This is a genomic window from uncultured Propionibacterium sp., from assembly GCF_963539965.1.
Classification (GTDB): Bacteria; Actinomycetota; Actinomycetes; order Propionibacteriales; family Propionibacteriaceae; genus Propionibacterium.
In genome coordinates this window covers 17888-29933 of record NZ_CAUTOU010000001.1, presented here as the reverse complement: position 1 = coordinate 29933, position 12046 = coordinate 17888, and the positions used below count along the sequence as shown (strand labels likewise).

The following is a 12046-nucleotide window of genomic DNA, read 5'->3' as shown; positions in this document are numbered from 1 at the left end:
GTCGCGCCGTGCCGCCAGGCTTGGGCCATGGATGCCATCGAAATCATCACGGACGAACCGAACCGGCTCACAGCCGACCAGGAGATCGCCCTGGCGAAGGCCATCGAGGCCGGGCTCTACGCCCGGCACTGCCTGGCCGGGGGCCTGTGGGCGGCGGGCGCCACTACTGCCGAGCTGGAGTTGATCGCCGAACAGGGCGAGCGTGCCCTTCTCGTCTTCTGGCGGGCGAACACGGCCATGGTGCGGCGCATCGCGCGCAAGTGGGACAAGCCCGGCGTGGCCGAGCTCGAGGAGCTCGTCGCCGAAGGCGGCGCTGCCCTGGTCGAGGCCATCCACCGCTGGGACTGGCGCCGCGGCGCCCGGTTCAGCACACTGGCCTGGCTGATCGTCTCCCAGCGCGTCGGTTCCATCGGCGCCCAGCAGCACAGCGCGGGCATGGGCGGGCGTTCGCTCGTCAGGCGGCTGGCCGCCGCCCCCGGCGGCGAGGCGGTGCGTCTGAGCTCCCTGTGGACGAGCAGGCCCGACACCGGTGAGAACCTCGCCGCCGACCGTCGCGACGAGCAGGGCGCCGGCGTCGACTGGCTCGACGCGCTGCCGGGCGACGAGAGGCGCGTGCTCGTCATGGCCTTCGGCCTGGACGGTCGTGAGCCCCGGACACTCGCCCAGATGAGCCGCAGCATGGGTGTCAGCGTGGCCAGTGTGGCGCGCACCAAGCGGCGGGCTCTGGAACGGGGGAGGCGACTCGCCGTACAGGCCCTGGCCGCATGAACCCCTCCGGCCACAATGGGTGCATGCGAATGATCAGACGCGATGCCGCCTCGCCCTCGCGCGAGGAGCTCAGGGGCCTGCGCGGACTGCGGGGGAGGACCCCTCACGTCATCGCCTCCGGGCGGGGCGAGGGGATCGTCGCGGTGGTCCTCCGCGATGCCTTCGCCCTCCGGCGCGAGGGGCACTGGAGCCAGGTGGGCTGGCAGGACATCCAGCACGGCTCCTGGGACGGGGGCGACGGCCGTCTGTCATGGACGCTCGTCGACGGTGCACAGGACTCCGCAGTGCTGACCGACGCGGGTCGGCTGCCCGGGGCCTTCATGGAGCGCGTGCAGGCCTCGATCCTCGTCCAGGAGAGGATCGAGGCGCCCGGAGGGGGATCGGTGGTGCTCAGCGGGCGGCGCAACCCGGCCGGTACCGGCGAGATCATGTGGATGGCCGAGCCGTCGGCCCGCGTGGACATGACCGATCCGGCAGTGCGGGAGTTCATCGTCAACCAGAGCGGGCGCTTGGCCGATGAGTTCGGCCTGTAGAGGAGCGCCGGCCGGGCCCGATTTTTCTTTCTGCCCCGAAGCTGGTAGCGTTCTTCCACGCGCCAAGCGCTCGACGCGGTCAGGCACCAAGCGCGCGGCCGGTCCCCTGTAGCTCAATTGGCAGAGCATCTGACTGTTAATCAGAGGGTTACTGGTTCGAGTCCAGTCGGGGGAGCCGCGGTCCCATCAGGCCCCTGCCCATTCGGGTGGGGTCTTCTCGCGTCTCGGACCGGGGCGGTGCCACAGCGGCCTACGGGTCTACGGGCGCAGTGGAGCCTGGCTGACGGCTCGCTCGACGGCCATGCGCATCGCCGCAACGATCTCGGCCTGACGCTCCTGGGTTGCGCGTGAGACGGGCAGGGAGCAGGAGATCGCGTCGGTCACGGGCGCGGCATAGGGCAGAGCGAATGCGATGCACCGCAGGCCGATCGTGCTCTCCTCGTCGTCGACGGCGTATCCGCGCGAGCGGGTCCTCCTCATCTCCTGCGCGAACTCCCGGGCATCCGTGATGGACCGCGGGGTAAGCCGTTCGAACGAGACCGGGATGAGCTCGGGGCGTTCGGCGAGAAGCGCTTTGCCGAGCCCCGTTGCGGTGGCGGGCATCCGGCGCCCGACGCGGGAGTACGTCCGGATGTCCTGGCGAGACTCCTGGGTGACGAGATAGACGACGTGGTGGGAATCGATGCGCCCGAGGTGGAAGGTCTCGTCGAAGCGGGTGGCGAGATCGGTCAGGAGCGGGCGGACGATCCTCACGTGAGGGTCGGCGTCGATGTACGAGGTGCCCGCGGTGAGGGCGCGGATGCCCAGGGAGTACCCCTCCGGAGGGCTTGCCTGGACCCATCCCCGCGCCTGCAGCGTCCTGATGATCGCATACACGGAGGACCGGGGCGCGTCCAGAGCCTGGGCTATCTCGTTGAGCCGTGGCGGGCGCGCCTGACGGCCCGCGAGGAACTCGAGGAGCTCGATCGTCCGGCCTGCGGACTTCACGTCACGAACGCCGCCCGCTGCGTCGGGGGTGCTCGTCATGGGAAGTCCTTTCACCGGTGAGAATCCGTTGCCGCAGCGGCCCCGAGGGCCTCGTGAGCGAGAAGGAGTTCACGGACGAGACCATGCCGGGATTCGGGGTCTCGCTCGGCATCACGGCCCTGCCCGTCGTCCTCATCGCGGGCTCGGCGATCTTCGAGCTGTGGCTCGGCGAGGACCACGTCGTCACGAAGGTGTTCGCCGCGATCGGCGACGCCCCCGTCGCCCTCCTCATCGGCCTCGTCGTCGCCGTCTGTTATTTCGCCCTGGTGCGCAAGGTGCCACTGGACACGCTCATGGGCTCGTGCAGCGCCTCCATCAAGTCCATCGCGATGATCATCTTCATCATCGGCGCGGGTGGCGCCTTCAAGCAGGTCCTCCAAGCGGGCGGCATCTCCGACTACATCGTCGAGATGACGGGGGGATGGAACGTCTCCCCGATCATTCTCGCCTGGGCCATCGCGGCCCTCATGCGCGTCGCTCTCGGATCGGCGTCGGCGGCCGTGGTCGCCGCCGCGGGCATAGCCCAGCCCCTGGTGGCGAGCGGCGCTGCCAGCCCGGAGCTCATGGTCCTCGCCACCGCATGCGGCTCCGTCATCGCCTCCCACCTCAACGACCCGGGATTCTGGATGTTCAAGGAGTTCCTCAACCTCTCGGTCAAGGACACGCTCAAGGTGCGCACCACCTATACGACGGTGCTCGCCCTTCTCGGCCTCGGCGGCTGCCTGCTCCTGGGTCTCTTCATCACCGCGTGACCCGGGCGCCCGTCAATTATCCCGGAGAGGATGACCAGTGAAGACTCCCACCATCGTCAGGGCCGATGTCTACCCGGTTGCCGGCCGCGACTCGATGCTCCTCAACCTCGCCGGCGTCCACCAGCCCCTCTTCACCCGCAACGTCGTAGTCCTCACCGACTCGGAGGGCCGCCTCGGCCTCGGCGAGGTCCCGGGCGCCGAGCGCATCACGGCGGCGATCCGCGACGGCTTCGAGGCCGTTCTCGGCGAACCCGTCACGGGATACAAGCGGATCCTGCGCAGCGTCGCGCAGATCGTGACCGGACGCGACGGCGCCGACATCTTCTGGACCTTCGAGCGCACCGCGGTCCATGCCGTGACGGCGATCGAGGCGGCTCTGCTGGACCTGTTCGGCCAGTTCACGGGTCTGCCCGTGGCCGAGCTCCTCGGCGACGGGCAACAGCGCGACGAGGTCCGGGTCCTCGGCTACCTCTTCTACGTCGCCGATTCCGGCCGGGCGGACCTCGGCTATCTGCGCGAGGACGACAGCGGCTGCCCGTGGTACCGGATCCGCCACGAGGAGGCGCTGACGCCCGAGGCGATCGTCCGGCAGGGGGAGGCCGCCCAGGAGAAGTACGGTTTCCAGGACTTCAAGCTCAAGGGCGGGGTGCTCAGGCCCGAGGAGGAGATCGGGGCGGTCCTCGCGCTCAAGGAGCGCTTCCCGTCCGCGCGCATCACCCTCGACCCCAACGGCTGCTGGTCCCTGGATGAATCGGTACGGCTGTGCAAGCCGCTCCTCGGGGTGCTCGCCTACGCCGAGGACCCCTGCGGGGCCGAGGACGGGTTCTCCGGACGCGAGGTACTCGCGGAGTTCCGCCGGGCGACCGGGCTGCCCACTGCCACGAACATGGTCGACACCGACTGGCGCCAGATGACCCACTCGATAGCGCTTCAGGCGGTCTCGATACCGCTGGCCGATCCGCACTTCTGGACGATGCAGGGCTCGGTGCGGGTTGCCCAGCTGTGCCACGACATGGGGCTCACCTGGGGCTGCCACTCCAACAACCACTTCGACATCTCCCTGGCCATGGCCGTCCAGTGCGGCGCTGCGGCCCCGGGCGAGTACAACGCCTTCGACACCCACTGGATCTGGCAGGAGGGTGTCGAGCGCCTGACGCTCGCGCCCCCACTCATCGAGAACGGCACGGTGCACCTCCCCGGAACCCCCGGTCTGGGCGTCGAGCCGGACATGGAGCGGATCGGCGCCGCCCACGAGCTGTACCGGGAGAAGGTGGCGGGGCCCGGGGCCCGCGACGACTCCATCGGCATGCAGTACCTCATCCCCGGCTGGGCCTTCGACCCGAAGAAACCGGCCCTCGTCCGGTGAGGTGATCGGGTGAAGAGGCGTCTTGCCGGTGAGGCCCGGTCCGACCGGCCCATTGCGCGAGTTCCTCGCGGGGCCGGTGGACCAGGCGGATTCGGATGGCTGAAGATCGATTCAAGACAATTCAAGGAGAGAACTCTATGAAGATCGGTTTCATCGGACTGGGCATCATGGGCCGCCCGATGGCCAGGAACCTCGTCGAGGCAGGCCATGAGCTCTATGTGAACGACCATCACCAGGAGTCGATCGATGATCTCGCATCGCTCGGGGCCGTCCCCGTCGCGAACGCCGGGCAGGCCGCGGCCGCGGCCGAGCTCGTCATCACGATGCTCCCGAATTCCCCGCAGGTGAAGGAGGCCGCCCTGGGGAGGGGCGGCATCGTCGAGGGGGCCCATGAAGGGCTCGTCTACGTCGACATGTCCTCCATCGCCCCGCTCGTGTCCCGCGAGGTGCACGACGGAATGGCCAGGGCGGGCATCGCCATGCTCGACGCGCCGGTCTCCGGCGGCGAGCCGAAAGCGATCGACGGGACGATGTCGGTCATGGTCGGCGGCGACCGGGGCGGTGTTCGACAGGGTCGCGCCGGTCATCGACGCGATGGCGGGCGACGTCACCTACGTCGGCGGCATCGGCGCCGGCAATATCGCCAAGCTCGCGAACCAGGCCATCGTCGCGGTCAACATCGCCGTCTGTGCCGAGGCCTTCACCCTAGCGCAGAAGGCCGGGGTCGACCCCGAGGCCGTGTACCGGGCCATCCGCGGGGGCCTGGCCGGCTCGACGGTCATGGACGCGAAGGTCCCGATGATGCTCGCCCGCGATTTCGCCCCGGGATTCCGCATCAATCTGCACATCAAGGATCTGGCGAACGTCCTGGACACGGGTCACGGCGTCGATGCACCGCTCCCTCTGACGTCCCTGGTCCGTGAGATGATGAGTGCCCTGGACGGTGACGGCCTCGCCGCCGAGGACCATTCCTCGCTCGTCAAGGTGTACGAGAAGCTCGCCGGCGTCGAGCTCAGGCCCGGTCATCCGCAGGACTGATACCGTGCGGTGCCCGCAGGGACCCTGCGGGCACCCTTCACCGAGGAGTCGACATGAAGATCGTCTGCGCACCCGACAGTTTCAAGGAGTCGATGAGCGCGGCCGAGGCGGCCGCGGCCCTCGCCGAGGGCGTGCACCGGGTGCTCCCCGATGCCGACTGCCCGCAGATCCCCATGGCCGACGGCGGTGAGGGGTTCACCGAGTCCCTCGCCGATGCGCTCGGGCTGGAGATGGTCGAGGTCCCGGTCCTCGACGCGTACGGCGACTCCGCATCGGCGAGGATGGCGCTCGCCGGCGGCAGGGCCGTCATGGAGTGCGCCCAGGCGATCGGGCTGGGCATGATCCCCCCGCAGCGGCGCCGCATCCGCGAGGCCACCACCTACGGTGTCGGTCAGATGATCGCGGCCGCACTCGATCGGGGCGCACGCGAGTTCCTCGTCGGGATCGGGGGGTCCGCGACGAACGACGGCGGCGCAGGCATGCTGCGCGCCCTCGGCGTGCGCTTCACCGACGCCGGGGGCGATGAGCTGGACGGGAGCCCTGCCTCTCTCATGCGCCTTGCCGCGGTCGACGTCTCGACCCTCGACCCGAGGATCCGGGACTCCGTCTTCAAGATCGCCTGCGACGTCGACAACCCCCTGCTCGGCGGCCACGGCGCCTCCGCGGTCTTCGGGCCGCAGAAGGGCGCCTCCCCGCAGGACGTCGAATTCCTCGACGGCGCCCTGAGACGCCTCGCGACGGTGAGCGGGCACGTGAACTCCGTCGCGGCCCAGGAGGGCGCGGGCGCGGCAGGTGGGCTGGGCTATGCGTTCTGCGCCTTCCTCGGCGGAGTGCTGCAGTCCGGCGCGGACCTCGTCGTCGAGACGGTCGGGCTCGCCCGGGCGATCGAGGGCGCTGATCTCGTCTTCACCGGCGAGGGCGCCATGGACCGTCAGACGCTCATGGGCAAGACCCTCTCGGGGATCGCCCGAGTGGCCCGGCCCGCCGGCGTGCCCGTCGTGGCCTTCGCCGGCAGGCTCGGGGAGGGGGTCGAGGAACTGTACGACCACGGCTTCGTCGGGCTCGTCCCCATCGTGGCCGGCGTCACGACCCTCGAGGACTCCCTGCGGAACGGACGTCGGGCGCTCGCGGACGCCTCAGAGCGGGCGGTCCGGCTCGTCGTGGCCGGGCGGTCGATGAGCGGATGAACGGACCCCGGGACTGCTTCCGGCCCGCGGGCGCTGCCGCGGGGGAGCGGAGGGGCCGGTGTCGAGGGCCGCGAGCGAGCGGGACAGGTGCGTGCGCATCGCGGCTCTCGCCGTCTCGGGGTCGCCCCGGGCGATCGCGTCGCAGATCTGCTGGTGCTCGTGCACGAGAAGTTCGGCATGCCCCGGCGCCATCACTACGGAGCCGTCGATGCCGGTCCGGTGACGGAGAATGGCCTGGGGGCCGAGTTCCCGCAGGACTCCGGTGATGGGCGGATTGCCTGCGGCGACGGCTATGGCCAGGTGAACGGCGAAGTCCTGCGCGATGGCCGGCTCCCGGCGGGACAGGACCTCGCGCAGGTCCGTCATCGCCCGGCCGATGGCGGCCAGGTCCACCGCGGAGCGCCTCGAGGCCGCCAGGGAGGAGGCCTCGCACTCGAGCGCGAGACGCAGCTCCATGATCTGGCGGGGACTACCGGCCGGGGAGAGCCCTGCGCCGGCCCCCTGGCCGCCGTTCGGCGCGATGACGTAGGAGCAGCCGCGGCCCCGGAAGGTCTCCACCAGACCCTCGGCGCGCAACTGGGCGACCGCCTCCCTGACGACCGTACGGGACACCGCGAAGTCATGGCACAGTTCAGCCTCCGAGGGGACCCGGTCCCCGGCGCCGAGATCGCCCTGGGCGATGCGTCGCTTCAGCTGGTCGGCCAAGGCGTGCCTCAGCCCCGGCGGGTCGTTGCGGTGCAGTGCTGTCATACGGGGCCTCCGGGTACCCGCGTGCACCCGCAGGCTACCGGGTTCGGACCGGCCCCGGCCTCACCGCCGGGCGCCGGTCTCGAAGGCGTCGATCGTCCAGGCGCGCAGCTGGTCCGACGGTGTCACGCCCAGCCCCGGGCGGTCGGAGACGATCATGCGGCCGTCCCTGATCTCCATGTGCTCGTTGAAGAGGGGGTCGAGCCAGTCGAAGTGCTCGACCCAGGGCTCGAGGGGATAGGTCGTCGCCAGGTGCGAGTGGATCTCCATCGAGAAGTGCGGGGCCAGCATGAGCCCGGCCGTGTACGCCAGGGCCGAGAGCCTGAGGAACTCCGAGATGCCGCCGATGCGCGGGGCGTCGGGCTGGATGAAGTCGCACGCCCTATTCTCGATGAGCCCGATGTGCTCGGCGACCGAGGTCAGCATCTCACCGGTGGCGATGGGGGTGAGGATCTGGCGGGTGAGCTCCGCATGGCCCTCGTAGTCGCAGGCGTCCAGGGGCTCCTCGATCCATACGAGGTCGAACTGCTCGAGGGTTCTGCACATGCGCATGGCGGTGGGCCGGTCCCACTGCTGGTTGGCGTCCACCATGAGGGGGAAGTCGTCGCCCAGGTGCTCGCGCATGGCCGTCAACCGTTCGAGGTCCACGTGAGGATCCGGGTGGCCGACCTTGATCTTGATGCCGCCGATGCCGGTCTCGAGCGACCTGGTGGCGTTCTCCAGGACGGCCCCGAGCGGGGCGTTGAGAAAGCCGCCGGAGGTGTTGTAGCAGCGGATGGAGTCGCGGTGGGCGCCGATGAGCTTGGCCAGCGGCAGCCCGGCGCGCTTCGACTTGAGGTCCCACAGGGCGACGTCGATGGCGGCTATCGCTTGGACGGCGACGCCGGAGCGGCCGACCGGTGCGCCGGCCCACAGGAGTTTGACGCGCAGACGATCGATGTCGCTGGGGTCCTCACCGATGAGGTCGTCGGCGATCTCGCGGGCGTGGGCGAACTGCGCGGGTCCCCCGGCGCGCTTGGAGTACGCGAAGCCGATGCCGTCATGCCGGCGGTCGCACGGCCAGCACGGCCAGGGGGACGAGCAGATGCGCAGTGGACACCCCCGCGGTGGTGATGAGCGGGGCCGCCTCGTGGACCAGCCGATCGGCTGATCCCGATGCCAGAGCACCGCGGGCCCGGGGCAGGTGCGGGGCCAGATGGCGCAGGTGCAGCGCGCGCGTCAGAGCCAGGGGCGGCAGCATCCGGCCCCCGCCGCCCGGTTCTCCGTGGAGAACGGGGAATCGCAGGGTCGTGTCTCCCGCCGAACCCAGGCGCGGCAGGAAACCGGCCAGCCAGCCGTCGAAGACGCCGCCCGGCAGCACTCGGCGGACCAGATCGGCCTGTGCCAGAGCCGGGGAGCAGATGTCGTTCGGGCAGGGATCGACCGCGGAGGAGGAGCGATCCCGCCCGCAGAACCATGAGCGGGCCCGATCGCCGAGGGCACTGACCGGCCCTGCCATCTCGAGGGCCCGGAAGGCGTCGAGCAGCAGCCCCATGCTGAACGCGGTGTTCCTGTCCGTGCCGAGCCGCACCGGCGTCCCCACGCGCGCCAGCGCACGCGCCAGGTTCATCGACACCGCACGGGCCAGACCGTCGAGCTGCTCATCCCACCCGTACCGGACGGCGACCTCGTTGCGCCTGGCCTCGGCGGCCAGCATGGCCGTCCACGCCCAGCCGAGCGGGCGTCCGGCATCCCGGTGCGTGCGCAGGTGATCGGCCTCGACGCCGATCGCCCCGCCGCGCCAGCGCCTGCGCAGCGCGCCGGTCAATGTCCGGCGCAGCTCCGGGCCGAGTTCTCCTGGAGCCGTGCGCAGCAGGACCAGCGCGGCCCACTGCATGTGCGCGGACGAGTGCCAGTCGTCGTCCGCGCGCGGATGCAGGCTCTGCGCATCAGGGCTGGTCCCGGCGGCCGTGGACGAGCGGAAAGGAACCCACGGCGTGGGGGTCTCCAGCGACCGGAGCAGCGACTGCGCCCAGCCGACGGCCCACCGGGCGCGCCAGTCCGGGCACTGGGACGTACTGCTCATCAGGGGAGGGGCCTCGCAGGGGATCGGACCGGGAAGGCACGTGGGGCGCCCCGCCGGGGAACAGCGGATCACTCGGTCCTGACCGGAGCCGGCTGGCCGATCTCGGACAGCATCTGCGTGTACCAGTCCTGGTCGATGTCGAAGGGCTTGTGCCCGGCGATACGGGGGAAGGCGATGACCGACAGCTCGTCGCCGGCCTCCTCGTCCTGGCCGACGACGCCGGAGTCGCCGGCCAGCGCGGCGTCGACGGCCATGTCGCAGGTGGCCGCGATGAGCTCCAGGTCCTCGTCATTCGACTTGGCCGAGCGGCTGAAGTAACCGGACTTCTGGACCATGGTCTTGGCCGCCTTGATGCGCGGAGCGAACTGTTTGGCGAACCACTCGCCGGGGTTCACCTTGTCGAGCTGGACGTGACCGAAGGCGTCCAGCGGGACCTCCTGGCCGGTCGCCCGCAGCTGGGCGACGATGTCGTTCACGCCGGCGCCCTCGGACAGGAAGATGTTCACATTGCCGACCTCGTCCATGACCCCGGACAGGCGCTCGGCCTCGGCATCGAGATCGATCTGGGCCTCGGGCACGTACACGGCGTGGACCTCCCAGGCCTCGCGCTCCAGGCCGGCTTCGGGCAGCCACTCCTGCTGATCGAGCCAGGCACGGTAGCGGCGGGCGGTCTCGGCGGTGAGATAGCCGCAGTTGCGCCCCATGACCTCGTGGATGATCAGTTCGCGCGGGGCGGCGTTGTGCTCGCCGATGACATTGGCGGCGAATCTGGCGCCCTGATCGGCTGCGGTCCACGCGCCGAGGGACTGACGCACCGGGACGATGTCGTTGTCGATGGTCTTGGGCAGGCCGACGACGGTGAGCGGGTAATCGTTCCTGGCCAGGAAGGAGGCCAGGTCCGCGGCGGTGGTGTTGGTGTCGTCACCGCCGATGGTGTGCAGGACGTCGACGCCGTCGGCGGCCAGTTGGTCGGCGGCGATCTTCAGCGGGTCGGAGCCCTCGGGCACCAGTCCGCGCTTGACGAGGTCGGCGGCATTCGTCAGCTTGACGCGCGAGTTCCCGATGGGCGAGCCGCCGAAGGCGAAGAGGCGGTCGTAGTGGGCGCGGACCTCGGGGGAGAACTCGATCGAGTCGCCTTTGAGCAGGCCCTCGTAGCCGTAGCGGTAGCCGATGATCGTGGTCTGGGGGGACACCTCGGTGTAGCGGCGCACCAGACCGGCGATGGCCGAGGACAGACACGGAGCGAAACCGCCGGCAGTGAGCAGGGCCACCTTCTTCACCATGTGGAAGCCTTTCCCTTGAGCAGGGCCCGCCCTTGTGCGGACCCATCGCTTCAAGCCTAGGCCACGGAGACGCCGGAATGGGACTCTCCCAGGAGCGATGTCCACAACCCTGTTGCCCCGCATGCGTCGCGTGCCACACTGAAGGCACCCACCCCTGGGAGCACGCGATGAGGCCAGATCCTCTCTCCGAGAACACCCGGCGCGACTCGGCAGCCGGCTCCGCGCCACCATCCCTCGGACCGGCGCGAGACGAGCGCGGCATGAGCGTCAGCACGCTCTTCGCCGCCGTCATGCCCGCGCTCGTCCTCGTGGCGGGGCTGGCGGTCGACGGCGCCGCGCGCCTGACCGCCCAACGGGAGGCCCAGGTGGCCGCCGCGGCCGGAGCCCGGGCCGCCACCGACGCCGCCGCGGCCTCCCGGCTCCAGGGGGCCTCGGGCGACGCCCAGGCGGTCCGTGCCGCCACGGACACGGCGCGCGGCTACGACATCACCGACGTCCGGGTGTCCGTCGGTCCGGACCGACGGGTGCGGGTGAGCACCACCGCCGGATGCGGCACGGTCTTCCTGGGCGTCATCGGCATCGACCAGTTCACCGTTACGGGCAGGGCCGAGGCCGATCTGCGCCAGGGCTGAGGCGGCCGGCCTAGGCTTGTCCCATGGCTCGTTACTACCCCGTGCACCCGGTGAACCCGCAGCAGCGCTCGGTCGACCAGACGGCGGACCTGCTCCGCGGGGGAGCGGTCATCGCCTACCCGACGGACTCGGGCTTCGCACTGGGCACGGCCTACGGGAACAAGGCCGGCATCGAGCGCATCCGCCGTATCCGCGAACTCGACGAGAAGCACCACCTGTCGGTCGTCGTCAGCGACTTCGCCCAGCTCGGCACGTACGTCGAGATGGGCAATCGCCAGTTCCGCGCCGTCAAGGCCGCGACACCGGGGCCGTACACGTTCATCCTGCGCGCCAGCCGCGACGTGCCGCGCGCCATGCTGCACCCGAGCCACCGCACGGTGGGCGTGCGCGTGCCCGATCATGTGACCGCGCTGGCCCTCGTCGAGGCCCTCGACGAACCCATCGTCTCCTCCACCCTGATCATGCCCGGGCAGGAGGAGCCCCTGGCCGATGGCTGGCGGATCAAGGAGGCGCTCGACAACGACATCGATGCGGTCATCGACTCCGGTGATGCCGGCGGACTGCCGACCACCGTCATCGACCTGACCGGTGACGAGCCCGGGATCGTGCGCCGTGGGGGCGGGAGCACGGAGCTGTTCGAATAAGCCTC

General features: G+C 70.4%; 13 protein-coding genes, 1 tRNA gene and 1 pseudogene. 10 read left to right on the top strand and 5 right to left on the bottom strand.

From position 1 onward, the window contains the following. The first annotated feature begins 27 nt into the window (after positions 1–27). The 3 genes from R2N01_RS00150 to R2N01_RS00140 all read left to right on the top strand — a co-directional run bounded on the left by R2N01_RS00150 (position 28) and on the right by R2N01_RS00140 (position 1476). Positions 28–768: a sigma factor-like helix-turn-helix DNA-binding protein gene (locus R2N01_RS00150; protein ID WP_316667235.1), complete on the top strand. Its 741-nt coding sequence runs from the start codon at positions 28–30 to the stop codon at positions 766–768. 23 nt (positions 769–791) lie between these two features. After that, the gene (locus R2N01_RS00145) at positions 792–1301 is read left to right on the top strand and encodes a hypothetical protein (RefSeq protein ID WP_316667233.1); all 510 of its coding nucleotides are present in this window, start codon (positions 792–794) and stop codon (positions 1299–1301) included. A 102-nt stretch (positions 1302–1403) separates the two neighbouring features. Continuing rightward, positions 1404–1476: transfer RNA gene (locus R2N01_RS00140), tRNA-Asn, on the top strand. Between the two features lie 83 nt (positions 1477–1559). Here the strand turns inward: R2N01_RS00140 and R2N01_RS00135 are convergent. Further along, the gene (locus R2N01_RS00135) at positions 1560–2327 is read right to left on the bottom strand and encodes an IclR family transcriptional regulator (protein ID WP_316667232.1); all 768 of its coding nucleotides are present in this window, start codon (positions 2325–2327) and stop codon (positions 1560–1562) included. A 53-nt stretch (positions 2328–2380) separates the two neighbouring features. Here R2N01_RS00135 and R2N01_RS00130 point away from each other — a divergent pair, with 53 nt between their 5' ends. The 5 genes and pseudogenes from R2N01_RS00130 (at position 2381) to R2N01_RS00110 (ending at position 6670) form a co-directional block, all read left to right on the top strand. Continuing rightward, the gene (locus R2N01_RS00130) at positions 2381–3079 is read left to right on the top strand and encodes a Na+/H+ antiporter NhaC family protein (protein WP_316667231.1); all 699 of its coding nucleotides are present in this window, start codon (positions 2381–2383) and stop codon (positions 3077–3079) included. A gap of 37 nt (positions 3080–3116) precedes the next feature. Further along, on the top strand, positions 3117–4445 hold the full coding sequence (locus tag R2N01_RS00125; RefSeq protein WP_316667230.1) for an enolase C-terminal domain-like protein: 1329 nt from the start codon (positions 3117–3119) through the stop codon (positions 4443–4445). 95 nt (positions 4446–4540) lie between these two features. Then, a pseudogene (locus R2N01_RS11360) lies at positions 4541–4945 on the top strand (NAD(P)-binding domain-containing protein); the annotation flags it as partial. A 61-nt stretch (positions 4946–5006) separates the two neighbouring features. Then, complete coding sequence (locus R2N01_RS00115) at positions 5007–5483, top strand: NAD-binding protein (protein ID WP_316667228.1); 477 nt, start codon at positions 5007–5009, stop codon at positions 5481–5483. 53 nt (positions 5484–5536) lie between these two features. After that, positions 5537–6670: a glycerate kinase gene (locus R2N01_RS00110; protein WP_316667226.1), complete on the top strand. Its 1134-nt coding sequence runs from the start codon at positions 5537–5539 to the stop codon at positions 6668–6670. Here R2N01_RS00110 and R2N01_RS00105 read toward each other — a convergent pair. The 4 genes from R2N01_RS00105 to R2N01_RS00090 all read right to left on the bottom strand — a co-directional run bounded on the left by R2N01_RS00105 (position 6620) and on the right by R2N01_RS00090 (position 10765). Then, positions 6620–7420 carry a FadR/GntR family transcriptional regulator gene (locus tag R2N01_RS00105; RefSeq protein ID WP_316667223.1) on the bottom strand — a complete coding sequence of 267 codons (801 nt, stop codon included), beginning with the start codon at positions 7418–7420 and terminating at the stop codon, positions 6620–6622. The genes R2N01_RS00110 and R2N01_RS00105 overlap by 51 nt on opposite strands. 60 nt (positions 7421–7480) lie before the next feature. Next, positions 7481–8560 carry a mandelate racemase/muconate lactonizing enzyme family protein gene (locus R2N01_RS00100; protein WP_316667511.1) on the bottom strand — a complete coding sequence of 360 codons (1080 nt, stop codon included), beginning with the start codon at positions 8558–8560 and terminating at the stop codon, positions 7481–7483. Then, entirely contained in the window at positions 8457–9482 is a 1026-nt protein-coding gene (locus R2N01_RS00095; RefSeq protein ID WP_316667221.1) for a DUF2891 family protein, read from the bottom strand. Before R2N01_RS00095 ends, R2N01_RS00100 begins: the two co-directional genes overlap by 104 nt. Positions 9483–9550: 68 nt before the next feature. Continuing rightward, positions 9551–10765 (bottom strand): pyrophosphate--fructose-6-phosphate 1-phosphotransferase, encoded by a 1215-nt coding sequence (locus R2N01_RS00090; protein ID WP_316667220.1) that lies wholly within the window; start codon positions 10763–10765, stop codon positions 9551–9553. Between the two features lie 260 nt (positions 10766–11025). On the opposite strand from R2N01_RS00090, the gene R2N01_RS00085 reads away from it, so the two are divergent. After that, complete coding sequence (locus tag R2N01_RS00085) at positions 11026–11397, top strand: hypothetical protein (RefSeq protein WP_316667218.1); 372 nt, start codon at positions 11026–11028, stop codon at positions 11395–11397. Between the two features lie 23 nt (positions 11398–11420). Continuing rightward, entirely contained in the window at positions 11421–12041 is a 621-nt protein-coding gene (locus R2N01_RS00080) for an L-threonylcarbamoyladenylate synthase (RefSeq protein ID WP_316667216.1), read from the top strand. Positions 12042–12046 lie beyond the last annotated feature (5 nt).

Coding starts and splice junctions, on each gene's coding strand:
- R2N01_RS00085 (WP_316667218.1), top strand. CDS start 11,026: ATGAGCGTCAGCACGCTCTTCGCCGCCGTCATGCCCGCGCTCGTCCTC.
- R2N01_RS00135 (WP_316667232.1), bottom strand. CDS start 2,327: ATGACGAGCACCCCCGACGCAGCGGGCGGCGTTCGTGACGTGAAGTCC.
- R2N01_RS00110 (WP_316667226.1), top strand. CDS start 5,537: ATGAAGATCGTCTGCGCACCCGACAGTTTCAAGGAGTCGATGAGCGCG.
- R2N01_RS00090 (WP_316667220.1), bottom strand. CDS start 10,765: ATGGTGAAGAAGGTGGCCCTGCTCACTGCCGGCGGTTTCGCTCCGTGT.
- R2N01_RS00080 (WP_316667216.1), top strand. CDS start 11,421: ATGGCTCGTTACTACCCCGTGCACCCGGTGAACCCGCAGCAGCGCTCG.
- R2N01_RS00105 (WP_316667223.1), bottom strand. CDS start 7,420: ATGACAGCACTGCACCGCAACGACCCGCCGGGGCTGAGGCACGCCTTG.
- R2N01_RS00145 (WP_316667233.1), top strand. CDS start 792: ATGCGAATGATCAGACGCGATGCCGCCTCGCCCTCGCGCGAGGAGCTC.
- R2N01_RS00150 (WP_316667235.1), top strand. CDS start 28: ATGGATGCCATCGAAATCATCACGGACGAACCGAACCGGCTCACAGCC.
- R2N01_RS00095 (WP_316667221.1), bottom strand. CDS start 9,482: ATGAGCAGTACGTCCCAGTGCCCGGACTGGCGCGCCCGGTGGGCCGTC.